Source organism: Ancylobacter sonchi, from assembly GCF_018390695.1.
GTDB lineage: Bacteria > Pseudomonadota > Alphaproteobacteria > Rhizobiales > Xanthobacteraceae > Ancylobacter > Ancylobacter sonchi.
In genome coordinates, this window is the sequence record NZ_JAHBGF010000028.1 from 763330 (window position 1) to 785696 (window position 22367).

The 22367-nt window shown below is 67.4% G+C and carries 27 protein-coding genes; 12 read left to right on the plus strand and 15 right to left on the minus strand.

All coding sequences use genetic code 11. From position 1 onward, the window contains the following. Positions 1–6 precede the first annotated feature (6 nt). Positions 7–345 (plus strand): hypothetical protein, encoded by a 339-nt coding sequence (locus KHC28_RS18910; RefSeq protein WP_214009852.1) that lies wholly within the window; start codon positions 7–9, stop codon positions 343–345. 30 nt (positions 346–375) lie between these two features. Beyond that, complete coding sequence (locus tag KHC28_RS18915) at positions 376–630, plus strand: helix-turn-helix domain-containing protein (RefSeq protein ID WP_214009853.1); 255 nt, start codon at positions 376–378, stop codon at positions 628–630. Between the two features lie 70 nt (positions 631–700). Here KHC28_RS18915 and KHC28_RS18920 read toward each other — a convergent pair whose 3' ends face one another. Then, on the minus strand, positions 701–1072 hold the full coding sequence (locus KHC28_RS18920; protein ID WP_214009854.1) for a response regulator: 372 nt from the start codon (positions 1070–1072) through the stop codon (positions 701–703). A 137-nt stretch (positions 1073–1209) separates the two neighbouring features. Between KHC28_RS18920 and KHC28_RS18925 the strand changes: the two genes are divergently transcribed. Beyond that, the gene (locus tag KHC28_RS18925; protein WP_214009855.1) at positions 1210–1509 is read left to right on the plus strand and encodes a DUF3572 domain-containing protein; all 300 of its coding nucleotides are present in this window, start codon (positions 1210–1212) and stop codon (positions 1507–1509) included. Positions 1510–1533: 24 nt separating this feature from the next. Continuing rightward, positions 1534–2889 (plus strand): DNA polymerase IV, encoded by a 1356-nt coding sequence (locus KHC28_RS18930; RefSeq protein WP_214009856.1) that lies wholly within the window; start codon positions 1534–1536, stop codon positions 2887–2889. Here the strand turns inward: KHC28_RS18930 and KHC28_RS18935 are convergent. Continuing rightward, entirely contained in the window at positions 2846–3670 is an 825-nt protein-coding gene (locus KHC28_RS18935; protein ID WP_214009857.1) for a cell envelope integrity EipB family protein, read from the minus strand. The two genes, KHC28_RS18930 and KHC28_RS18935, sit on opposite strands and share 44 nt — an antisense overlap. A 144-nt stretch (positions 3671–3814) precedes the next feature. On the opposite strand from KHC28_RS18935, the gene KHC28_RS18940 reads away from it, so the two are divergent. From KHC28_RS18940 to KHC28_RS18955, 4 genes are all read left to right on the plus strand, one after another. Continuing rightward, a complete protein-coding gene (locus KHC28_RS18940) occupies positions 3815–4276 on the plus strand; it encodes a RidA family protein (RefSeq protein WP_214009858.1) in 462 nt (153 codons plus the stop codon). Positions 4277–4283: 7 nt separating this feature from the next. Then, a complete protein-coding gene (locus tag KHC28_RS18945; RefSeq protein WP_214009859.1) occupies positions 4284–5045 on the plus strand; it encodes a glycerophosphodiester phosphodiesterase family protein in 762 nt (253 codons plus the stop codon). Between the two features lie 85 nt (positions 5046–5130). Then, positions 5131–6342, plus strand: a complete 1212-nt coding sequence (locus KHC28_RS18950) for a GNAT family N-acetyltransferase (RefSeq protein WP_214009860.1) — start codon at positions 5131–5133, stop codon at positions 6340–6342. A 77-nt stretch (positions 6343–6419) separates the two neighbouring features. Further along, positions 6420–6842 carry an HIT family protein gene (locus KHC28_RS18955; RefSeq protein WP_214009861.1) on the plus strand — a complete coding sequence of 141 codons (423 nt, stop codon included), beginning with the start codon at positions 6420–6422 and terminating at the stop codon, positions 6840–6842. A gap of 18 nt (positions 6843–6860) precedes the next feature. Here the strand turns inward: KHC28_RS18955 and KHC28_RS18960 are convergent, their stop codons facing one another. The 5 genes from KHC28_RS18960 to KHC28_RS18980 all read right to left on the minus strand — a co-directional run bounded on the left by KHC28_RS18960 (position 6861) and on the right by KHC28_RS18980 (position 11576). After that, positions 6861–7214, minus strand: a complete 354-nt coding sequence (locus KHC28_RS18960; protein ID WP_214009862.1) for an AzlD domain-containing protein — start codon at positions 7212–7214, stop codon at positions 6861–6863. Continuing rightward, positions 7211–7954, minus strand: a complete 744-nt coding sequence (locus KHC28_RS18965; RefSeq protein WP_214009863.1) for an AzlC family ABC transporter permease — start codon at positions 7952–7954, stop codon at positions 7211–7213. The genes KHC28_RS18960 and KHC28_RS18965 overlap by 4 nt, the downstream gene beginning before the upstream one ends. Positions 7955–8115: 161 nt before the next feature. Continuing rightward, positions 8116–10563 carry an ATP-dependent Clp protease ATP-binding subunit ClpA gene (gene clpA, locus KHC28_RS18970; RefSeq protein ID WP_214009864.1) on the minus strand — a complete coding sequence of 816 codons (2448 nt, stop codon included), beginning with the start codon at positions 10561–10563 and terminating at the stop codon, positions 8116–8118. Between the two features lie 31 nt (positions 10564–10594). After that, a complete protein-coding gene (gene clpS / locus KHC28_RS18975; protein ID WP_214009865.1) occupies positions 10595–10927 on the minus strand; it encodes an ATP-dependent Clp protease adapter ClpS in 333 nt (110 codons plus the stop codon). 310 nt (positions 10928–11237) lie between these two features. Then, positions 11238–11576: a phasin family protein gene (locus KHC28_RS18980; protein WP_214009866.1), complete on the minus strand. Its 339-nt coding sequence runs from the start codon at positions 11574–11576 to the stop codon at positions 11238–11240. A gap of 341 nt (positions 11577–11917) precedes the next feature. Here KHC28_RS18980 and KHC28_RS18985 point away from each other — a divergent pair, with 341 nt between their 5' ends. After that, positions 11918–13663: an SPOR domain-containing protein gene (locus KHC28_RS18985; protein WP_214009867.1), complete on the plus strand. Its 1746-nt coding sequence runs from the start codon at positions 11918–11920 to the stop codon at positions 13661–13663. Between the two features lie 10 nt (positions 13664–13673). Here the strand turns inward: KHC28_RS18985 and KHC28_RS27495 are convergent, their stop codons facing one another. Beyond that, positions 13674–14381 carry a DnaJ domain-containing protein gene (locus KHC28_RS27495; protein ID WP_246564957.1) on the minus strand — a complete coding sequence of 236 codons (708 nt, stop codon included), beginning with the start codon at positions 14379–14381 and terminating at the stop codon, positions 13674–13676. Beyond that, on the minus strand, positions 14378–15136 hold the full coding sequence (locus KHC28_RS18995) for a vWA domain-containing protein (RefSeq protein WP_246564958.1): 759 nt from the start codon (positions 15134–15136) through the stop codon (positions 14378–14380). The genes KHC28_RS27495 and KHC28_RS18995 overlap by 4 nt, the downstream gene beginning before the upstream one ends. Before the next feature lie 159 nt (positions 15137–15295). Here KHC28_RS18995 and panC point away from each other — a divergent pair, with 159 nt between their 5' ends. After that, positions 15296–16147, plus strand: a complete 852-nt coding sequence (panC, locus tag KHC28_RS19000; protein WP_312893260.1) for a pantoate--beta-alanine ligase — start codon at positions 15296–15298, stop codon at positions 16145–16147. On the opposite strand, the gene KHC28_RS19005 is transcribed toward panC, so the two are convergent. The 4 genes from KHC28_RS19005 to KHC28_RS27770 all read right to left on the minus strand — a co-directional run bounded on the left by KHC28_RS19005 (position 16144) and on the right by KHC28_RS27770 (position 17941). After that, entirely contained in the window at positions 16144–16347 is a 204-nt protein-coding gene (locus KHC28_RS19005; protein WP_214009869.1) for a hypothetical protein, read from the minus strand. The genes panC and KHC28_RS19005 overlap by 4 nt on opposite strands. A 68-nt stretch (positions 16348–16415) precedes the next feature. Continuing rightward, entirely contained in the window at positions 16416–16847 is a 432-nt protein-coding gene (locus KHC28_RS19010; protein WP_214009870.1) for a DUF1489 family protein, read from the minus strand. Between the two features lie 57 nt (positions 16848–16904). Further along, the gene (locus tag KHC28_RS19015) at positions 16905–17579 is read right to left on the minus strand and encodes a glutathione S-transferase family protein (RefSeq protein ID WP_214009871.1); all 675 of its coding nucleotides are present in this window, start codon (positions 17577–17579) and stop codon (positions 16905–16907) included. Positions 17580–17815: 236 nt separating this feature from the next. After that, positions 17816–17941: a hypothetical protein gene (locus KHC28_RS27770; RefSeq protein ID WP_255607342.1), complete on the minus strand. Its 126-nt coding sequence runs from the start codon at positions 17939–17941 to the stop codon at positions 17816–17818. Positions 17942–18219: 278 nt separating this feature from the next. Here KHC28_RS27770 and KHC28_RS19020 point away from each other — a divergent pair, with 278 nt between their 5' ends. Further along, the gene (locus tag KHC28_RS19020) at positions 18220–18933 is read left to right on the plus strand and encodes a DUF599 domain-containing protein (RefSeq protein ID WP_246564959.1); all 714 of its coding nucleotides are present in this window, start codon (positions 18220–18222) and stop codon (positions 18931–18933) included. Further along, entirely contained in the window at positions 18930–19229 is a 300-nt protein-coding gene (locus KHC28_RS19025) for a DUF3253 domain-containing protein (protein ID WP_214009872.1), read from the plus strand. The genes KHC28_RS19020 and KHC28_RS19025 overlap by 4 nt, the downstream gene beginning before the upstream one ends. Before the next feature lie 15 nt (positions 19230–19244). On the opposite strand, the gene KHC28_RS19030 is transcribed toward KHC28_RS19025, so the two are convergent. Further along, the gene (locus KHC28_RS19030) at positions 19245–20063 is read right to left on the minus strand and encodes a YdcF family protein (RefSeq protein ID WP_214009873.1); all 819 of its coding nucleotides are present in this window, start codon (positions 20061–20063) and stop codon (positions 19245–19247) included. After that, a complete protein-coding gene (locus tag KHC28_RS19035) occupies positions 20063–22318 on the minus strand; it encodes a putative bifunctional diguanylate cyclase/phosphodiesterase (RefSeq protein WP_214009874.1) in 2256 nt (751 codons plus the stop codon). Before KHC28_RS19035 ends, KHC28_RS19030 begins: the two co-directional genes overlap by 1 nt. Positions 22319–22367: the final 49 nt, after the last annotated feature.

Sequence of the window (22367 nt, forward strand, 5' to 3'; positions counted from 1 at the left end):
ATCCCGGTGAAGGAGCGGCTGGATTACTGGTGCCGTGCCGTGCTGCATCGCGTCGAACTGCTCATCCTCGCCAATGGCGCGCGGCTCTCCAGCCGGATGGTGCATATTTCCAGGGTCGAATGCGACTTCCTGGATCACACCTCAGATGCCATCCACACGCGCCGCGACACCCAGCGCCTGAAACGCGACGATTACGACGAGATCATCACCAGCCTCGTCGGCCGGGCCGGCTCGATGCATCTCAACCATATGGCCAGCGTAGCCTGCGCGGCGACGACCTGTGCATCGCCGATTTCAGCCGGCCGATCGAGCAGGTACGCTCGCGCCATCAGGACATCACGCTGATCTTCAAGCGCGAGCGGCTCGCCGAACTGCTTGAGGGCGACGTCTCATTGCTCGCGCGCCACCTCGTACCGGGCGTTCTCCGGTCACGAGACGAGCATCGCCGAAACCATCTGGGCAGAGCGGCTGGAGCATGCCCACCAACTGCTGGCCGCGCCGGAGCACACCGGCCGTTACATCAGCGACGTCGCCATGCAAAGCGGCTTCGTGGACATGCCGACCTTCAACCGGATTCTCGGGAAGCGGTTCGGCCGCACGCCCGGCGAAGCGCACTTCGGTTCGGGGTGAGACGCACCGCACACCCCGGCGCCGGCCTCGGGCAGCATAGCCACGATCGAGGGGAGCGGTCGCGTGGCCCTTAGTCGAGCGGTACGAAGTGACGGACCGTCTCCAGGAATTTCGCCACCGAGATCGGCTTGGAGAGATAGGCTTCGCAGCCGCCCTGGCGGATCCGCTCCTCGTCGCCCTTCATGGCGAAGGCAGTGACCGCCACCACGGGTATCGCCTTCAGCTCCGGATCGGCCTTCAGCCAGGCGGTGACCTGCAGGCCGGATACCTCCGGCAGCTGGATATCCATCAGGATCAGGTCAGGCTTGTGCCGGCGGGCGAGTTCCATCGCCTCCACGCCGTGACGGGTGGCGAGCGTCGTGTAGCCGTGCGCTTCCAGCAGATCGCGAAAGAGCTTCATGTTGAGCTCGTTGTCTTCCACGATCAAAACGGTCTTGGGCATGTGACGCTCGATATGCGATTCTCTGTGGCCCGACCTTGAGCAGTTCGACGATGCGCCTGCGAGATGTCGAGAATCTCTCGGCCGGACGAACGTCCGACCCTCGCGAACCTAGCCTGCCATTCCTTACGGAACCACAAATGCGAAGCTTCAAATCCAAGCCACTCTCCACCCGGCAGGCCGCCCAGGAAGTCGCCCTCGGCGTCCTCGGGTTCATGGCCGGCGATCCCGAGCGGATCGGCGCCTTCCTCGCCGAGAGCGGCCTGTCGCCGGCCGACCTGCGCGGCGTCGCCGGATCACCGGCTTTCCACGTGGCGCTGCTCGATCACCTCATCAACCGGCAGGATCTGCTGCTCGACTATGCGGCGCAGGCGAAAATCGATCCCGGCCATGTGGTAGCCGCGCGCGAAATCCTCGCCCATATCGGCAGCGAGGACTGACGCGAGCCGGGAGGGTTTCGCACCATGGCCGCCTTCTGCCGCGACTGCCTGAGCGATGTGTCGGCGGGGATGCGTTGCGCCCGCTGCGGCAGTCCGCGCGTCATCCGCCATGACGAGCTCGATATGCTGCATATCGGCCATATCGATTGCGATGCCTTCTATGCCGCGGTCGAGAAGCGCGACGATCCGGCGCTGCGCGATGTTCCCGTGATCGTCGGCGGCGGCAAGCGCGGCGTCGTGTCCACCGCCTGCTACCTCGCCCGGGTGAGGGGCGTGCGCTCGGCCATGCCGATGTTCAAGGCGCTGGCGCTGTGTCCCGAGGCGGTGGTTGTGAAGCCGAACATGGCGAAATACGTGGCGGTGGGACGCGAGGTGCGCGAGCGCATGCGCCGCCTCACCCCGCTGGTCGAGCCGCTGTCGATCGACGAGGCCTTTCTCGACCTCGCCGGCACCGAGCGGCTGCATGGCGAGAGCCCGGCACGCAGCCTCGCCCGGCTGGCGCGGGACGTCGAAACCGAGATCGGCATCACGCTCTCCATCGGCCTCGCGCCGAACAAGTTCCTCGCCAAGATCGCCTCCGACCTCGACAAGCCGCGCGGCTTCGCGGTGATCGGCAAGGAGGAGGCGGCGGCGTTCCTCGCGCCGCGCCCGGTCGGCACGATCTGGGGCGTCGGCCGGGTAACGCAGGAGCGCCTGGCCAAGGAAGGGTTCCGCACCATCGCCGACCTGCAGGTGGCCGGAGAGGCCACCCTCGCCCGCCGGCTGGGTAATGAAGGCCTCCGCCTCGCCCGCCTCGCCTTCGGCCGCGACGAGCGCAAGGTGAACCCCGAGCACGAGACCAAGAGCGTCTCCACCGAGACCACCTTCGACACTGACATCGCCGAGTTCCGCGAGCTGGAGCAGGCGCTCTACGCGCTGTGCCGCAAGCTGTCGGACCGGTTGAAGGTCAGCGGCCATGCCGGCCGCACCATCACGCTGAAGCTGAAGACCGCCGATTTCCGGCTGATCACCCGCGCCCGCTCGCTGGAGGACCCGACCCGCCTCGCCAACCGGCTATTCGATCACGGGCGCGACATGCTGCGCGTCGAGGCAAACGGACGGCGCTTCCGGCTGATCGGGATCGGCGTGTCGGACCTCGCCGATCCCGCGACCGCCGACCCCGACGATCTCATCGATACGCGCGGTACCAAGGCCGGCAAGGCGGAGATCGCCGCCGACCGGCTGCGCGAGCGTTTCGGCCGCGGCATCATCGAGCGCGGCATCCTCATCGATGCCGGACGGCCGGGACGGCGCGAGGAGGAATCCGCCGCCCCGGATGGCGTTACTTCGAGCAGCTCTACTTCGAGCAGCTTTCCTGCGGCAGCGCCTCGTAGGAAGTGAGCGTACCGCGCAGGGCGAAATCGCCGTAATCCAGCTTCAGCGCCCGGCTGACGCCGTTGTCATAGAGGTCGAAGCTGATCGTGTAGTCCGGCGACTGCTCCTGCGAGCCGCGCTCGTAATAGCTGATCACCACCGGGTAGCGGGGACGGCCGGCGAGGTCGCCGCCGCTGGCCGACTGCTCCAGCCCGGCGCCGCCGGTGAGCGGACGGCCGATGACCGACAGCGTGTCATAGATCTTCCGGGCGTCCGGCGAGCCGTCATAGACCGGCGCCTCCAGCACCGCATCGCCCTGCTCGGCGGCGTCGAGCACGCGGATCATGTGCTGGGTCGGCAGCAGCACGCCCTTGGCCAGCTCGATGGTGCCGGCCTCCGGCTTGGTGGCCTTCACGATCAGCCGGCCATCCTTGCGCTCGGCGACGCCGTCCGCTTCCTCCGGGCGATCGTCGTTGACCGTGTTCTCCACCCGGAAGCGATAGGAGTTGCCGTCACCGTCCTCCCAAGTGGCCGTGGTGATGGCGCTGCTCATCCGCCCGCCCTCGGTCTCCAGATTGGTGCTCTGGCGCAGTTGCACCGAATAGCCGTCGCAGGCATTGCCGCGCAGCTCGTAGACGATGGTGCCCTCGGCAGCGTTGACGTTCTTCGCGGGCTTGCCGCCATCGAGCGACAGCTCATAGGTCGCGCGGTGCGGCTCCAGCCGGATCGCCGCCGCGGCCGGCAGCGCCAGCGCCAGGAGCGAGACGCCGGCGAACGCGCAGATCTTGAGGGTCGCGGGCACAGTCATAAGTTCCAGCTCCTTCCGGAAGGCGCGGCTTGCGCGCGTCGGATCGATAGGCCAAACATCGCTACCCTCAGCGAAGGCGACAAGATGGGCAAAATTTGGAGCGCCCGCCTCGTTCGCCCGCATCCGTCGCCAATGGAGACACAGATGTCCGGCACCGTCGAATCCAAGCTCGCGTCCCTCGGTATCACGGTGCCGGTCGCCACTGCGCCCGCCGCCAATTATGTGCCAACGGTGATCAGCGGCAACCAGCTGTGGGTGTCCGGCCAGATCTCCATCGCCGACGGCAAGCTGATCACCGGCAAGCTCGGCGTCGACACCGACATCGACGCCGGCAAGGCGGCGGCGCGCCAGTGCGCGATCAACATCATCGCCCAGATCAAGGCGGCGCTCGGCGATCTCGACCGGGTGACGCGGGTGGTGAAGCTCTCCGGCTTCGTGAACTCGGCACCCGACTTCGTCGACCAGCCCAAGGTGGTGAACGGCGCTTCCGACCTGTTCGTCGAGGCGTTCGGCGATGCCGGCCGGCATGCGCGCTCGGCGGTGGGCGTGGCCGCCCTGCCATTCGGCGTCGCCGTCGAGGTCGAGGCGGTCGTCGAATTCGCCTGATCGCGTCATGAGCGCTCCCGCTTGGCTGACCGCCCGCCCCGTCGCCCACCGCGCGCTGCACGATGCGGCGCGCGGCATCATCGAGAACACCGCCTCGGCGGTGGATGCCGCGCTGGCGCGCGGTTTCGCCATCGAAGTGGACATCCAGCTCGCCGCCGATGGCGAGGTGGTGGTGTTCCATGACGACGATCTCGACCGGCTGACGGCGGCGAGCGGGCCGGTGCAGGCACTCACTTTGGCGCAGCTGCGCCAGGTGCTGGTGCGCGGCACCGCCGACCGCATCATGACGCTCGCCGAGCTGCTGGCGCGCGTCGGTGGCCGGGTGCCGCTGGTCATCGAGCTCAAGAGCCGCTTCGACGGCGACACCTCGGTGGCGATCCGCGCCGTCGAAATCCTCTCGTCCTATGCCGGCCCGGCCGCGCTGATGTCCTTCGACCCGGATCTGGTGGCGGCGGTGCGTGCGCTCGGCCCCGCCATTCCGCGCGGCTTCACCATGGAGCGGCGCTATGACGACCCGGAATGGGACTTCGTCAGCCCGGCGGACAAGTTCGCCTGGGGTAACCTGCTGAACTTCCCGCGCATGCAGCCGGACTTCCTCGCCCATTACGTGAAGGACCTGCCTTCGCCGGCGGTGTCGCTGGCCAAGCGGACCACCGGGCTGCCCGTGCTGACCTGGACGGTGCGCACGCCGGAAGACCGCGCGATCGCGGCGCGGCACGCCGACCAGATCATCTTCGAAGGCTTCGTGCCCGATATCGAATCGGCGTGAGCGCCCCTTTCCGGGAGCGGATCGGAGGCGCACATTGTGCGTTGCGGCGCTCCGCCGCACTTCGGCCCAAGGTTTCGCGACGCCCATGAGTTCCGACACCATCCGCCTGCGCGTTGAGAGCAACATCACCGCCCTCCCCGCCGCACAGTGGAACGCCTGCGCCAATCCGACCAATGACTTGGATGGCGTACCTCATGCGAAAACTAAGAAAAGTCCCGGCAATCCCTTCGTTTCGCATGAGTTTCTCTCCGCCCTGGAAGAATCGGGCACCGTGAGCGCCCGCGCCGGCTGGCACCCGCAGCACCTGGTCCTCGAAGGGGAAGACGGCCAGCCGCTCGCGGTGTGCCCGGCCTATCTGAAGTCGCATTCGCAGGGCGAGTACGTCTTCGACCATGGCTGGGCCGACGCCTATGAGCGTGCCGGCGGGCAGTATTACCCGAAGCTGCAAGTCAGCGTGCCGTTCACCCCGGCCACTGGCCCGCGCCTGCTGACGCGCCCCGGCCCCCATGCGCCGACGGCACGGCGAGCGCTGGCGCAGGGGCTCGCCACACTGTGTGACATGCGCGGCGCCTCCTCGGTGCACGCCACCTTCCTCACCGAGACCGACGCCGCGGTGTTCGACGCCGAGGGCTGGCTGGCGCGCATCGACCAGCAATTTCACTGGACCAACCAGGGCTATGGCAGCTTCGAGGATTTCCTCGGCGAGCTCGCTTCGCGCAAGCGCAAGGTCATCCGCCGCGAACGGCGCGACGCGCTGGCCAACGACATCGAGATCCGCTGGCTGACCGGCAAGGACATTACCGAGGCGGATTGGGACGCCTTCTTCGCCTTCTACATGGAGACCGGCTCGCGCAAATGGGGCCGGCCCTATCTCAACCGCCGCTTCTATTCGCTGATCGGCGAGCGCATGGCCGACCGCATCCTCCTGGTCATGGCGCGCCGCGCCGGCCGCTGGATCGCCGGGGCGATCAACTTCATCGGCGCCGATACGCTCTACGGCCGACACTGGGGCTGCATCGAGGACCACCCCTTCCTGCATTTCGAGGTCTGCTACCATCAGGCCATCGACTTCGCCATTTCGCGCGGCCTCTCGACCGTCGAGGCCGGCGCGCAGGGCGAGCACAAGCTGGCGCGCGGCTATCTGCCGGTCACCACCCGCTCGGCGCATTTCATCGCCGATCCCGGCTTCCGCGAGGCGGTGGCCGCCTATCTGGAACGCGAGCGCGCCTATTCGCAGGAGGCGCAGGCGGAGCTCGCGGCGCATGCCCCCTTCCGGCAGGACACGGACGAGCCTTGACCGACGCCTGCCGGCTTGCCATCCAACCCCGGCACATGGGAAGCCGATATTTGGGAAGCCGGTGCTTGGAGGGTGAGATGGCCTACGATCCGAACAACATCTTCGCGAAGATCCTGCGCGGCGAGATCCCGTCGCACCGGGTTTACGAAGACGACAAGGTGCTTGCCTTCCTCGACATCATGCCGCGCGCGACCGGCCACACGCTGGTGATTCCCAAGGCGCCGTCCCGCAACCTCCTCGACGTCGAGGCCGACGACCTCGCCGCGGTGATGGCTGCGGCGCAGCGCATCGCCCGCGCGCAGCTCGGCGTCTTCGAGGCGGAAGGCATCACCCTCACCCAGCACAACGAGCATGCCGGCGGGCAGGAAGTGTTCCACCTGCATGTGCATGTGATTCCGCGCCGCCTCGGCGTCGAGCTGCGCCCACCGCTGTCCTACAAGGAAGCGCCCGAGGTGTTGGCCGAGCAGGCGGCGAAGCTCAAGGCCGCGCTGCAGGACTGAGACGGTCGCGCGGCGGCGTCAGCCCCCGACACCGAGCCACCAGGCGCCGGCGACCAGCACCGCCTCGGCGGTGAGGACGCCGGCGAGCACCGAGCGCCGTATCAACAGGAAGCCGGCGACGCCTGCCGCCACCGCCCCGGCGCGCAGCAGGAACGGCAGCGCCACCAGCGTCCCGCTCGGGGTGAGGAGTAGGCGCGCCACCACCGCGGCCAGCAGCGCGGTCGCCACCGCGCGCACCCATTGCATCCAGGCGCTGTTCTCGTCGAGCCCGCGCCCCAGCACGACGCCGAGCACGCGCCAGATCTCGTTCGGCAGGAAGCCGACGACGATCACCACCAGAATGGCGGTCATCTCGTCTGGGAACAGCGTCATGTCCGCTCCGCCTTCCAGAGCCGGGCGATGAAGAAAGCGAGCGTGCCGCCGCCGACGCCGCTCCAGAACAGGTCGAGGCCGCCGGGCGTATTGGCCACCAGCGGCGCCAGCGCCGAGCCGAGCCCGATGGCGAGCCAATCCACCCGCTCGCGCGCATTGCGCACCAGGAGAATGGTGAAGGAGATCGGGGTCAGCAGCAGCAAGGCGACAGCCAGCGGTCCCGGCAACGAGCCGGTGAGGTAGAAGCCGGCGGCGGTGGCGACCATGCTGGCGGCGGTCAGCCCGGCCCCGAGCCCGATGGCGTAGGAGGGACGCCCCTCCACCGGCACCTTGGGCAGCAGCCTGAAGCCTTCCACCCACATGGTGACGGCGACAAAATGCGCCGCGATCAGTTCCAGCCACATATGGGGACGCCTGCCGCGCATCAGCGGCATCAGTGCCACCACCATGGGCATCAGCCGCACGCCCGAGAGGCACACCGCGACCGCCAAAGCCGGCAAGGCGGCGCCGGAGGCGATGCCGCCGACCATGATCACCTGCGCTGGAAGCGCCCAGACCAGCAGGGTCGACACCAGGCCGGCGCCGATCGGAAAGCCGACGTCGTGCAGCAGGCCGCCAAAGCCGAGAAAGGTCGCCATCAGCACGCAGCCGGGCACGGAGAAGGCCCCGGCGACGCCGCGCAGGAAATAGCCGGTGCGAAAGGCGGGGCCCGTGTCGGCGTCTGTCTCGGATGGCTGCATCGGCGCACTCATGACGGCCGTTGATCGACCGGTGCGCCGCCGCGGTCAAGATCGACCTTCGGAAGATTCGCGCTGTTCGGCCGAACCGGCCGCGATAGGACGCAAAAGAAAACCCGCCCGCCGAAGGATCGGCGGACGGGTTGTGTTTGGCACGGGAAGGTTCAGGCCTTGACCAGCGGCACCTTCGGCACCCGCGAGCCGCCGGAAGGACGGCCGCCACGGCTACCGTCGCCCGGGCCCGCCTTGCGGGCCTTGGCCGTGGCCGGCTTGCGACGCGGGGCGCGCTTGGCCTTCACCGGCTCGATCTTCTCCGGCTTGGGCGTGACCGGCCCCTCCGGGAACTCGAAGCCGAGCGTGCTCTCGTCCGTCTCGTCAGGGGTGACGACGACGCGGACATGGCCCCCATTCTTCAGCTTGCCGAACAGCACCTCGTCGGCGAGCGGCTTCTTGATGTACTCCTGGATCACCCGGCCCATCGGACGGGCGCCCATCTGCTGGTCGTAGCCGCGCTCCACCAGCCACTGAGTCGCCTCGTCCGACAGCTCGATGGTGACGTTGCGGTCGGCGAGCTGCGCCTCGAGCTGCAGCACGAACTTCTCCACCACCAGCCCGATGATGTCGCTGGTGAGGTGCGCGAAGCCGATGATCGCATCGAGGCGGTTGCGGAACTCCGGCGCGAACAGCCGGTTGATCGCCTCCACGTCGTCGCCTTCCCGCTTCGAGCGAGTGAAGCCGAAAGCCGACTTCGACAGATCGGCGGCGCCCGCATTGGTCGTCATGATCAATATGACGTTGCGGAAGCTCACCTGCTTGCCGTTGTGGTCGGTCAGTTGGCCGTGGTCCATCACCTGCAGCAGGATGTTGAACAGATCCGGGTGCGCCTTCTCGATCTCGTCGAGCAGCAGCACGCAATGCGGATGCTGGTCGACGCCATCGGTGAGCAGGCCGCCCTGGTCGAAGCCGACATAACCGGGAGGCGCGCCGATCAACCGCGAGACGGTGTGGCGCTCCATATATTCCGACATGTCGAAGCGCAGCAGCTCGACGCCGAGCGACGACGCCAGTTGCTTGGCAACTTCGGTCTTGCCGACCCCGGTCGGGCCGGAGAACAGGTAGGAGCCGATCGGCTTCTCCGGCTCGCGCAGGCCCGCCCGCGCCAGCTTGATGGCGGAAGCCAGAGCCTCGATGGCCTTGTCCTGGCCGTAGACGACGCGCTTAAGCGTGGTCTCCAACGCCGCCAGCACCTCGGCATCGTCCTTCGAGACCGTCTTGGGCGGGATGCGGGCAATGGTGGCGATGGTCGCCTCGATCTCCTTCACGCCGATGGTCTTCTTGCGCTTGGCCTCGGGCAGCAGCATCTGCGCCGCGCCGGACTCGTCGATGATGTCGATCGCCTTGTCCGGCAGCTTGCGGTCATGGATGTAGCGCGCGGAGAGCTCCACCGCCGCCTTGATGGCGTCGTTGGTGTAGCGCAGCCGGTGATAGTCCTCGAAATATGGCTTGAGGCCCTTGAGGATCTCGATGGCGTCCGGGACGGTCGGCTCGGCGACGTCGATCTTCTGGAAGCGACGCACCAGGGCGCGATCCTTCTCGAAGTACTGGCGGTACTCCTTGTAGGTGGTCGAGCCGATGCAGCGCAGCGAACCGGAGGCCAGTGCCGGCTTCAGGAGGTTCGAGGCATCCATGGCGCCGCCCGACGTCGCGCCCGCACCGATCACGGTGTGGATCTCGTCGATGAACATGATGGCGTTGGGATAGGCCTCGATCTCCTTCACGACCTGCTTGAGGCGCTCCTCGAAATCGCCGCGATAGCGGGTGCCGGCGAGCAGCGAGCCCATGTCGAGCGAGAAGACGGTGGCGGTACGCAGAACCTCGGGCACTTCGCCGTCGACGATGCGACGGGCCAGCCCCTCGGCGATGGCGGTCTTGCCAACGCCGGGGTCACCAACGAAAAGCGGGTTGTTCTTGGACCGGCGGCAGAGCACCTGGATGGTCCGCTGAATCTCGCTATCGCGGCCGATGAGAGGGTCGATCTTGCCCTCGCGCGCCTTCTTGTTGAGGTTCACGCAATAGGCGTCGAGCGCATCGGCCTTCTTCTTGGTCTCGTCCCCGGTCTTCGTCTCGGTCTCCTCTTCGGCACCGCGCACCGGCCGGCTCTCCGACATGCCCGCGCGCTTGGCGATGCCGTGGCTGATGTAGTTCACCGCATCGTAGCGGGTCATGTCCTGCTCTTGCAGGAAATAGGCCGCGTGGCTCTCGCGCTCGGCGAAAACCGCAACGAGAACGTTGGCGCCGGTCACTTCCTCGCGCCCGGACGACTGGACATGGATCACCGCGCGCTGGATCACGCGCTGGAAGCCGGCGGTGGGCTTGGAGTCCTCGCCGCCATCCTGCACGAGGTTGTCGAGCTCGGTGTCGATGTACTCGACGAGATTGCGGCGGAGCTTCTCGAGATCGACGTTGCAGGCCCGCATCACCGCCGCGGCATCCTGGTCGTCGACGAGGGACAGCAGCAGGTGCTCGAGGGTCGCGTATTCGTGGTGACGTTCGTTGGCGAGCGCCAGGGCCCGGTGAAGCGATTGCTCGAGGCTGCGGGAGAAGGTGGGCATGAGGACCTCTTCGTTTAGCCGCTGCGGAGCGTCACTTCTTCTCCATGACGCACTGCAAAGGATGCTGGTGCTTTCGTGCGAAGTCCATCACCTGAGTGACCTTTGTTTCGGCCACCTCGTAGGTGAAGACGCCGCACTCCCCCACGCCGTGCTGATGCACATGCAGCATGACGTGAGTGGCCTCCTCCCGGTTCTTGTTGAAGAACTGCTCCAGCACGTGAACGACGAACTCCATTGGCGTGTAGTCGTCGTTGAGAAGCAGCACCCGATAGAGACTCGGCCGCTTGACCTGCGGCTTGGTCCGCGTGATCACCGCCGTTCCGGGCATGCCATCCCCGCGGCGACGACGCTCGTCGTCGGCCATGGTGGTTTCGACAGTTCGGGAAGGCGTCGTCACTGACATGAAAGGCTCACCTCGCTCGGCTAAGCTTGCCGGGCTGCACGATATAATAGGTACGCTCGGCTCACTCTGCCAGAGTAGCGGGAGCACGAGCCGGTCGCAATGAGTTGACCGACGATCGGCGCAGCCCGGCACCATTCGACGCGGAAAAGTCCTGCGGCAAACCAGCCCAAACGAAAAAGGCCCGGCATATTGCCGGGCCTTTCTGGCGCATGAAAAAATCGTCTGCAGCCGCGGAACACGGCCGCACTCGCGGCGAGCTAGAACGCCGGCATCACTTTACGGTCGGCAGCTTGCCGAGGATGCCTTCATACGGCTTGTAGGTTTCCTTGGCGAGATCGGCATAGAGCTCACCGATCTTGGTCGCCTGGGCAACGAAGCCCTCATAGGCGCTCTTGAAATATTCGGACTGGATCTCGACGGCCTTGTCGAGCGTCTTGGCGCCGAACAGCTTCTCGGCGGTGGCAGTGCCCTCTTCGAAGGACTTCTTCGAATAGTCGGCAACCTCAACGGCGATCGCCTGCACGCCCTTCGACACGGTGCCGAAGCTCTTCATGGCTAGGTCGAGATTGTCTTTGCCCAGCTTCTGGATCTCGTCGATGTTCTGAATCATCAGGTCGCCCTCCACACACTTCATGCGCCGACATGAATGAACCGCGCGCCGTCAGCATGGCTGCCGCTGGAAAGAGAAATAATGCGCCGCAGCATCGGCGTCAACGATTTTTGTGCGGCGCAACAAGACAGCATCACTGACCCAGTTTCAGCGACGCCCGCGAATTGCCTCGCTTACGCCGGGATTTACGAGTTCGTAACCGCACTCTCCGTAACATTATGGGAGTGATTGTCCGGCAACGGTCAGCCTGGAACGGATCGCCCAAGGGCGCCGCACCAGCCCGTGACGGCTTCATGCAAATGACCGGCGCGGGTCGGCAAATTTAGTGACGGGACGGGTTCATGCGGCTTCCGGGGTTTGTCAGCGCGCAGATGTTGCGTGCGGGGGTGGCCATTCTGGTGCTGTCGGTCGCGGGTACCGGCGTGGCCGATGCCGCGGCAAAGAAAAAGAAGGTCAGCCAGCGAAAGCCGGCGGCCACCCAGGTGGTGGATACGCGATGGCAGACCGGTTATGCCGACATCGTGATCGACGCCAATACCGGCCGCGTCCTCCACGAGGACAATGCCGACGCGCTGCGCCACCCGGCTTCGCTGACCAAGGTGATGACGCTCTATCTGCTGTTCGAGCAGCTTCAGGCCGGCCGTCTCCGGCTCGATTCCCGCCTCCCTGTCTCCGCCTATGCCTCGCGGCAGTCGCCGACCAAGCTCGGATTGAAGGCCGGCTCGACCATCTCGGCCGAGGATGCGCTGCAGGGTCTCATCACCCGCTCGGCCAATGATGCCGCCGTCGTCATCGCCGAGGCCATTGCCGGCGACTCCGACACCTTCGCCGCGCTGATGACCCGTCGCGCCCGCCAGCTCGGCATGTCGCGCACCACCTTCCGGAACCCGAACGGCCTGCCCAACCCGCAGCAGGTCACGACCGCCCGCGATCTCGCGGTGCTGGGCCGGGCGATCCAGGAGCGCTTCCCGCGCTACTATGAATATTTCTCGATCCGCTCGTTCAATTACCAGGGCGTGGCGATCCGCAACCACAACCGGATGTTCGGGCGCCTCGAAGGCGTCGACGGTATCAAGACCGGCTACACCAACGCTTCCGGCTTCAACCTGCTGACCAGCGTCAAGCGCGACGGCCGCTACGTCATCGGCGTCGTGCTCGGCGGCTCCACCGCCGCCTCGCGCGACAACCGCATGGCCCAGCTGGTCACCGGCACCTTCGACAAGGCCTATGCCGGCCGCCAGATGGTCGCCCGCATGTCCTCGCCCCCCTCGGGCGGCGGCGACGTCGAGGAGGTTGCGGTGGCGCAGGCGGCGCCAGTGCCCACGCCGACCGCGGCCCCAGCGCCTGCGATCATCCCCGTGCCGGCCGGCCGGCCGAACCTCGCCATGGCCTCGGTCGTCGACACTTCCGCGACGAACGAGATCGACGAGGACACCGCCGAGCAGGCCAGCGAGGCGGATCCGGTCACCACCGGCGCCCTGCCGCCGCAGCGCATCGCCATGGTCGCCCCGGCCATGCCGGAGCCCGCCCCTGCCCGCTCGGCACCGCTGCCGCCGCCCGCTCCGGCCGTCGGCTCGGTCGCACCGATCGTCCCGACCGCGGTGAAGACCGTCGCGGTGCCAAAGCCGTCCGCTCCCGTCGCCGGCTTCTCCAACCAGCCCGGCATTCTCGGCACGCTGTCCTTCTCGCCGACCACATCGATCGGCCAGGGCCTGCCGCCGCAGATCGCTCAGGCTCCCAAGCCGACGCCCGTCGCCAAGCCGGTGCGTCTCGCCAGCGCCGACCCGGCGGAGATTCCGCGCCAGATCGCCGAGACCACCTCCCGCGCCACCGCCGCGCCGCGTTCCGGCTGGGCGATCCAGATCGGCGCTTTCGGCAGCGAGGCGGATGCCCGCGCACAGCTCGCCAAGGCCAAGGCCAAGGCCGGCTCGGCGCTCGCCAAGGTCGACCCCTATACCGAATCGGCGACCAGCGGCTCGTCGACCATCGTGCGGGCCCGTTTTGCCGGTTTCGATCAGCAGTCCGCGGCACAGAAGGCGTGCAAGGCGCTGAAGGGCCAGTTCGGCTGCATGGTCTTCCGCAACTGAGCGAGGCGGATCAATGGCTGCGGAGCAGGATGTCCTTGGCTTCGTTAACCCGGGCGGCGAGATAGTTCGACCCGCCCTGGTCGGGATGGAGTTTCTTCATAAGGGTGCGGTGAGCCTTTCGGATCTCGTCCGCCCCCGCCCCCGGCTGAAGCCCCAGCACTTCGTAGGCTTGCTGTTCCGTCATCGCTCCGCCCTGCGGCGGCGCAGCGCTCCGCCGGCCCGTTTCGCCCTGAGCGTGTTCACGCCAGCCGGGCGACCGGCGGTCCAGATAAGCTTCAAGTAGCTGCCGGCTTTCGGCATCCAGCGTCAAGGCCTGCCGCGCGATATCTCCCACGGGCAGAGTGTCGAGATCGCGCCCGGCCAGCGGGCCGATGAGGATGCGGCCGGCGAGCCGGCCGCTGTCATGGTCCAGCACCATTTCCAGGCTGGCGGTCCGCACCGTCGAGGAGTTGCCGGCGCTGCGGCGTAGGCGCGACCAGGGCGAGCCGCCCTTGCCGGTGCCGAGATTCCAGCCGAGCAGCGACAGGCCGAAAATGCCGAGCGGCAGCGCGGTCTCGATATGGCCCCGCGCGCCCAGAAAGCCCGCCAGCAGCACGGCCAGCCAACCGCCGACGCTGCGCGACAGGCGGGCGAGGCGCTTGGGATCGGTGCGTGCGAAGAATTTCAGTCCGTAATAGAGCAGCGCGACGATGGCCGCGCCGGCCAGAAGATTGATCATCGCCCCCCCGATTGCGGACCGGACATTGCCGCCAGCAAATGCCGGGCGGCCGGCGAGGAATCCGCCAGCGTCGTCAACGCCTGCCGTCCGCCGGCGGCGTAGCGCGCTGCCGCGCGCAGCAGCGCCGCGAGCTGTTCCGCCGCGCCGGCATCGAAGCGGCACCAGGCGCCGCCGGTGAGCCGGGCGATCTCGCGGAAACCGCGCTCGGCCACCGGATCGCGGCCTTCCTGGAACAGGAAGACCGGCACGCCGCGCAGGGCGAGGGGACCGGCCTGCGCGCAGAGATCGTCCAGCGTCTCCTCCATGGCATCGCCGACGAAGACGACGGCCCCGACGCGGCCGCGGCCGGCTTCCTTGCCAGCATGGGCGAGCACGCGCCCGATCTGCGTCCGCCCGCCGCGACAGTCGATCCGCGCCATCAGCTCGCCCAGCCGCCGGCCGTCGCCCACCCAGCTGGAGGCTCTGCATTCCTGGATGCCGCGATAATAGACCAGCTGCATGTCGAGCCCACCGATGGCGGCGGCCTCCTCGAACATGCCGCCCTGCAGCGTGCAGGCGAGATCCCATGTCGGCTGGCGACTCATCGTGGCGTCTAGCGCGAAGATCAGGCGCCCGCGCCCCTCTCCCGGAACCGGAGAGCGGGCCGCCACTTCGGCAAGAAACGCGTTCACCGCCGCACCGGCCGGGACGGTCGACGGGGCGATCTTCGGTCCAGTGACCGGCGGCTTCGAGGTGGGATGTCGGTCAATGGCCATGGGGTTCAATCGCGATTCGGCGGAGATACTAGACCGGCTCTGGCGTTACGTGGGAGGCGGGTGCCGCAGGAGCAAGGCGCGGTTGACGGGCAGTTGACCGCCCGGGCGCCGCTGCTAGGTTCCCCGCCCGCATTCAGGATCGCAGGGACGGGCCTAGTCGTGACCGACATCGAAACCCTTCACACCGTCGCCGAGCTTCGCGCCCGGGTTCGCGCCTGGCGAGCTGCCGGCGAACGCGTCGCCCTGGTGCCCACCATGGGCGCGCTTCATGCGGGACATGTCGCGCTGATGGATGCCGCGCACCGGCATGCGGACCGGATCATCGTGTCGATCTTCGTCAACCCGACCCAGTTCGCCCCCACCGAAGATCTCGCGCGCTACCCACGCACGCTCGACGCAGACCGGCAGAAGGCCTCCGCCGCCGGCGTGGACGTCGCCTTCGTTCCGGATGTGGCCGAGATGTACCCGGACGGCTTCGCCACCACCATATCGCTCGCCGGGCCGGCGCTTGGTCTCGAGACCGATTTCCGCCCGACCCATTTCGCCGGCGTCGCCACCGTGGTGGCCAAGCTGTTCACCCAGACGGCACCCGACGTCGCCCTATTCGGCGAGAAGGACTACCAGCAGCTTGCCGTCGTCACCCGCATGGCGCGCGACCTCGACCTGCCGGTGGAGGTTGTCGGCGTGCCCACCATGCGCGAGCCGGACGGCCTCGCCCTCTCCTCCCGCAATGTCTATCTCAGCGCAGAGGAGCGCCGCACCGCACCGCTGTTGCACAAGGCGCTCACCGATGCCGCCCACGCCATCCGGTCGGGTGCGGCAGTCGCGGAGGCGGTTCAGGCGGCGCGCCGGACGGTCGGCGACGCCGGCTTCGCGGTGGATTATCTGGAAGCGCGCCACGCCGTGACGCTGGCGCCGGTGGCCGCCCTCGGCGCCGGACCGATCCGCCTTCTCGTCGCGGCGCGGCTGGGCGCGACGCGGCTCATCGACAATATCCCGGTGCCCGACTAGACGCTCAGATACGTCACCATCATGCCGATGACGACGAGAAGCAGGCCGATTCCCAGCACATAGCGCATGGGACGGACTTCGGTCGCCTGCCGCTCCCTGGTTTGCGCCGTGACGACGACGTGCCCGCTTTCCACCACCTGACGCTCTTCCGAGACCGCCTGGCCTTCCTTCAGTCCGGTGTCGTCGATTTTCTCGGCCATATCTGCCTCCTCCCGACGGATTTCCGCAGGGACAACGCATCAAACGGCCGTTTCGGTTCCCTTCCGCCTCAGAGCAGCCCGAGCGACCTCAGCTCCCGGCGCAGTTCGTCGGGCATGGCCGCCGCCTGCTCGCCGGCAAGATCCACCGGCGCGTCCTTGGGCTGAAGGTAGCGCCATCCCTGGAAGGGACGGCTCGGGCGCGGCTCCACCCGGTGCAGCACCGGCTCCAGCACGAGGTGGCAGCGGCGGATGCCGTCGGAATCGACGAAGGGACGGATGGCGGTCAACTGCTGGCGGCACGCCACCTCGCCCTTGATCACCCAATAGAGCGAGCCGCCGTCGAGCAGTTCCTCGGTGCGGGTCGGCACCATGCGGGTGGTGTGGGTCTGCTCGACGGGAAGGCCACGCGCATCCCGCGCGGCCAGCGTCTCGGCGATCCACTCCTCGAGATCCTTGATCGATTCGGCTCCGACACAGAGCTTGAGAAGGTGCAGCGGCATGCGGGGCTCGGAAAGCGCGACGGAAGGGCCGCGCGACAATGGCCGGCGGAGGCCCTCCTATACGCGCTTCACCACCGGCCAGTCGACCTCGTCCTCCGGCAACAGCTGCTCTTCCTTCAGGGCAGCGGCCTTCCATTCGACAAAGGCTGGATGCGCATGGATCGCCTCCACATAGGCGCCGACCACCGCGTCGACCGGCAGGTCATAGGTACGGATGCGAGTGGCGACCGGCGCATACATCGCGTCGGCGCCGCTGAAGGCACCGAACAGGAAATCACCGCCGGCCCCGAAACGCTCGCGCGCCGTACGCCAGCGGGAGGCGATGCCGGCGAGATCGGCGGCTGCCTTGTCGGAAAGCGCAAGCGACTCCACCGGCCGCCACAGATTCATCGGCACGGCCGAGCGCAGGGCTCCGAAGCCGCCATGCATCTCCGTGGCGATCGAGCGGGCATGCGCACGCGCCACCGGCTCAGCAGGCCAGATCGCCTTGTCGGGAAAGCGCTCGGCGACGTGTTCGATAATGGCCAGCGATTCCCACACCGCCGCCTCGCCGTCGAGCAGCAGCGGCACCCGCTTTGCCGGCGAATGCACGCCGATCCGGGCCTTGAAATCGGGGTCGCCGAGCAGCACCACTTCTTCGGCGAAGGGGATGCCGAACGCCTTGAGCAGCAGCCAGGGCCGCAGCGACCAGGACGAATAATTCTTGTTTCCGATCAACAGCTTCAGTGCCATGAGCCCCTCCTCGCGCCATCCCCGCTTCATGCCAGAGTGGAGCGACATGCTGTCTCGGACAAGCGAAGAGCTGTCATGGCGCCCATCAGCGTCGATGATGCATTGCATGAAGATTGGGCGCCAAGTCTCGGCTGGCAGCCCTCGATCGTCCCGGCCCGCGGCCCCGAACAACGGGCCCTCGCACAGCGGCCGCTGTCAACGGCCAGCACCGTGCCGGATCAGTTCGGGATCGGCGATCAGCCGACCACCGCGTTCGCGCCGCCGAAACCGCCGAACAGATAGACGAGGGCAATGCCCGCCAGGAAAGCGACGACAGCCCAACGCGCAACTCCCCAACAGGAGCGCTCGGTAAGGGAATTCATTCTTAACTCCGGATATTCCCGTTTCACCGCTCGAAGGCCGGAATAAGACATCGGCCATATGCGGATTGTTTCAATATTTAATGAAACGTTACTGCCCGTGCAATCGCGTTACGGAAGCCGCGCACTGCATAATGCACATATCTGGTGCGCAAATAACGCATGCCCGCTTTTTGCACATCCGCCTTTTGCGATTGTCTTGAAAGCCCTTTGGGAGCTTATCACGATGGCATCGGCAGGCGGCGGGTTCGCCGAATCGGCTTCAGGGAATCACATCGGAAATGGAAGCCAAGTCCGTGATCGGTTTTTCCTATCTCGACTATGGCGCGCTCGCGGTCTTCGCCCTGGCCTGGTTTGCCTATCACCAGCTGATGGAGGGCCACTGGGCGGAGGGCCGCACGCTCAACCAGCGCATGGACGCCTTCCGGCACGAGTGGATGCAGCGGATGCTGGCGCGGGAAAATCGCATCGTCGATACCCAGATCGTCGCCGCACTGCAGAACGGCACCGCCTTCTTCGCCTCGACGTCTCTGCTCGCCATCGGCGCCTCGCTGGCGATCCTGCGCTCCACCGAGGAAGTGCTCGCCATCTTCTCGCACCTGCCGATGGTGCAGATCGACCGGGCCGGCTGGGAGATCAAGACGCTGGGCATCACCCTCATCTTCGCCCATGTCTTCTTCAAGTTTGCCTGGGCGTATCGGCTGTTCAACTACACCGCGATCCTGCTCGGCTCGACGCCGCCTCCCGCGGAGGCCGCGACGCCGCAGGCACAGGCGCATGTCGCCAGGCTGGCCCGCATGGCCACCCTGGCCGGCCGGCACTTCAACCGGGGGCAACGCTCCTTCTTCTTCGCCATCGCCTATCTCGGCTGGTACATTAACGGCTGGGTACTCATCATGGGGACGATCGCGATCTTCGTGGTGATGCTGAACCGCCAGTTCGGGCGCGACTCGCACTGGGTGCTCGACGAGACCGCTACCTTGGAAAACTCATGACCGACGCCGCGCCTTCCACCCTGCCCTCCGAAAGCGACATCGAAGCTGCAATCCGCGCCGCGCTGGACGGTGCCGCCCGCACCATAGGTCCGGAAGCCCCGGCGCGTGCCCTGATGCCGGACGGCAAGTGGCAGGCCGTGTTGCCGATGGTGCGGCGGGTAGCGGTGCGTCTGGCGAAGGAAGGCGCGCTCGGCATCTACCGCAAGGGCAAGCCCGTCGATCCCACCGACTTCCGCGGCGTCTACCGGCTGGGACCGCCGGCGGCGGCGACGACGGAAGCTCCCACGCAGGACTGATGCGCAGAGCGGCTGCTACGTGGTCGGCCCGGGAAACAGGGTGCCGATGCGCCCGGTCATCCGATAGGCAACGAGGCCGATCCATTCGCGCAATGCCGCGTCGGTCATTTCCAGTCCCTCGCTGACCCGGGCGAAGAGGCGCGTCCATTGCGGCGTCCCCTCCGTGCGGTAGTCCACGGGATAGGCGACAACCGGGAAACCGGCCGCCTCGAAGCAGCCAATGGCACGCGGCATGTGCAGCGCCGAGGTGACCAGCAGCCAGCGCTCGCCGGGCGCCGGGCGTACCAGATCCCGCGACAGCGCAGCGTTCTCGGCGGTATTGCGCGAGGCAGCCTCGAACGTGACCCGCGCCGGATCGACGCCGAGCTGCGGCAGCACCATGCGCACGACATCAGCTTCCGACAGGGAGGGCCTCTCAAAGTCGCCGCTGCCGCCGGAAAACACGATGCGCGCCTGCGGGTAGCGCCGCGACAGGTCGGCGAGCGCCATCACGCGCTCCCCCGCCTGGGTCAGCGCCGGCTGCCCCCGCGCGGCGGTGACGTCCGGCCGCTCGCTGCCGCCCAGCACCACCACACCAGTGATGGGACGGCCGTCATCGACGAAAATCGGGAAGCGGTTCTCCAGCGGCACCGCCAGCGCCCGGCCAACAGGACCGAGGCCGCAGATCAGCAGGCCGAGAATACCGAGCGTCGTCAGCCAGTAGCCGGCGCGGCGATGGCGCAGACTCACCAGCAGGCCGAGCCCGGCGAAAAAGACCAGGGCACTGGAGGGCACCGCCAGCATCCACAACAGCTTGGCCGTATAGAAGAAGGCGGAGCCGGCCGCGCCCTCCATCACACTTCCGCGTGGCGGATCACGGCATATTCGCGAACCCGCTTCACCTGGTCGAGATAGCGGCCGAGGCTGCTCACCGGCATCGGGCTGGCCAGCAGATAGCCCTGCACGTGGTGGCAGCCGACCGACTGGAGGTAACGCAGCTGCTCGCGCGTCTCCACACCTTCCGCGGTCACGGTGATGGCGAGCGCCCGGGCGAGGCGTACCACGCAGTCGATGATGGCGGCTGCGTCGTCGGTCTGGCCGATGTTCTGGATGAAGCTGCGGTCGATCTTGATGGTGTCGACGCGGAAGCGGCGGAGATAGCCGAGCGAGGAATAACCCGAGCCGAAATCGTCGAGGGCGACGCGCACCCCCATATTGCGCAACGCCGTCAGTGAGGCGAAGGCCTCCGGCTGGTTGCCGAGCAGCAGGTTCTCGGTGATCTCGATCTCCAGCCGCTCGGCGGGAAAGCCGGTCTCCTCGAGGATCTTCCGCACCGCGCCGGCGAGGTCGCGCATGCGGAAGTCCACCGGCGAGAGATTGACCGCCACCCGCGCCGCACCCCAGTCGCCGGCCTGCTCGCAGGCGCGCCGCAGCGCCCACAGGTCGAGCTCGCTGATCAGCCCCGACTGTTCGGCGACCGGCACGAATTCTCCCGGCGAGATCAGCCCGCGCGAGGGATGGATCCAGCGCAACAGCGCCTCGAAGCCGATCACGGTGCGGCCGTCCGCCGAGAATTGCGGCTGGTAGAACAGCGTCAGCTCGTTGTCGCGCATCGCCCGCTGCAGGTCGGTCTCGATCTCGCGCCGCTGGCGGACCTCATGCTCCATGCGCGGCTCGAACCGTCGCATCACGCCGCGTCCATCCGCCTTGGCGCGGTACACCGCGATGTCAGCCAACCGGATCAGTTCGCTGGCCTCGCCGCCGTCGGCGGGTGCGACCGTAGCGCCGATCGAGCCGCCGACCACCAGGGCCTGGCCGCCGATCGAGGTCGGCCGTCGGACCGCCTCCAATATGGTGTTGCCGATCGCCTCCACCTCGCCGGGTGTGTCGCCGACCGGCACCAGGATGACGAACTCGTCACCGCCGAACCGTGAGGCCAGCAGCCCCGGCATGGTCAGCGCCTTCAACCGCGCGCCGATCTCCGCCAGCACCACGTCGCCGACATGATGCCCGAGCGTGTCGTTGATGTCCTTGAAGCCGTCCAGATCGAGGAAGAATACCGCCAGCCGATGCCCATCCCCCTCCAGCCGCGCGAGGCGGTCGCCCAGCACGCGCATCAGCATGGCGCGATTGGCGAGACCGCACAGCGGGTCGACATAGGCAAGCCGCGAGGCATAGGCCTCGCTGGCCGCGAGGTTTCGCGTCGCCCGGCGCGCATACCAGAGCACGCCGGCTGCCGCGACCAGCAGCAACACCGTGGTCGCCATCAAGGCCGGCAGCAGGGCGTGCAGCAGTGCCGTGCCAGGGGTATCCGGCTTCCACACCAGCCACGCCGGCTGGCTCTCTCCGGCGGCGAACGGGATCGCCACGCCATGGCGGTCGGCGGCAGGCGGCTGGAGGCTGACGGTCGGTTCGGCGATACGCAGCTCACGTGCGAGGCTGTTCAGGAAATGGTCGTCGATGAACAGAACGGTGACGGCGACCGGCGGAATCTGCTCGGGCGCGATCACCCGGCCATAGTCCGGCGTGATACTGATGGCACCGACCAGCGCCGGCCGGCCTTCCACGCGCACATAGCCGGCGCGAAAGGCCGAAGGCGCGTTGCCCTGCAGCCCGGCGGCCGCGCCGTCATTACGCCCCGACCGTCCGGCGACCGCCTTCTGGACGTCGTAGACGAAAGGCATCAGCGCGTCGCCGTCGAAGATCGCCTGCTCGCCGGCAACCTTCTCGCCATCGATCGCCGCATAGGCGACCGAGGTGTCGAGCACGATATAGGAACGGTCGTGGTGGTCCTGGTCGCGCAGCCACTTGCCGTAATTGCGGTGCACCCAGTCGACGTCGAGGAAATAAGCCGTCCGCAGTACCGATTCGTCCCAATGCGCGAAGCTGGCGAGATCCCGTTGCAGCAGGCCGACCTTGCCTTGCAGGGCATCGGCGACGACGCCGGTCCATCGCTGGCGCGCCGAGGCATCGACCCGCTCCGCCGCCAGCAGGGCGAAGGCGCCCATGGCGACGATCGCGGCGCACACCACCAGCGCCACCGCCAGGATTGTACGGTCGCTCGCCTTTGCCGAAGCCGTGCCGGCTCCACTGTCGATCGGAATACGCATTGCCGCCTGCCCGCTGCGATTTCCGATCAGAGGGTCCAAGCCGGCTCGC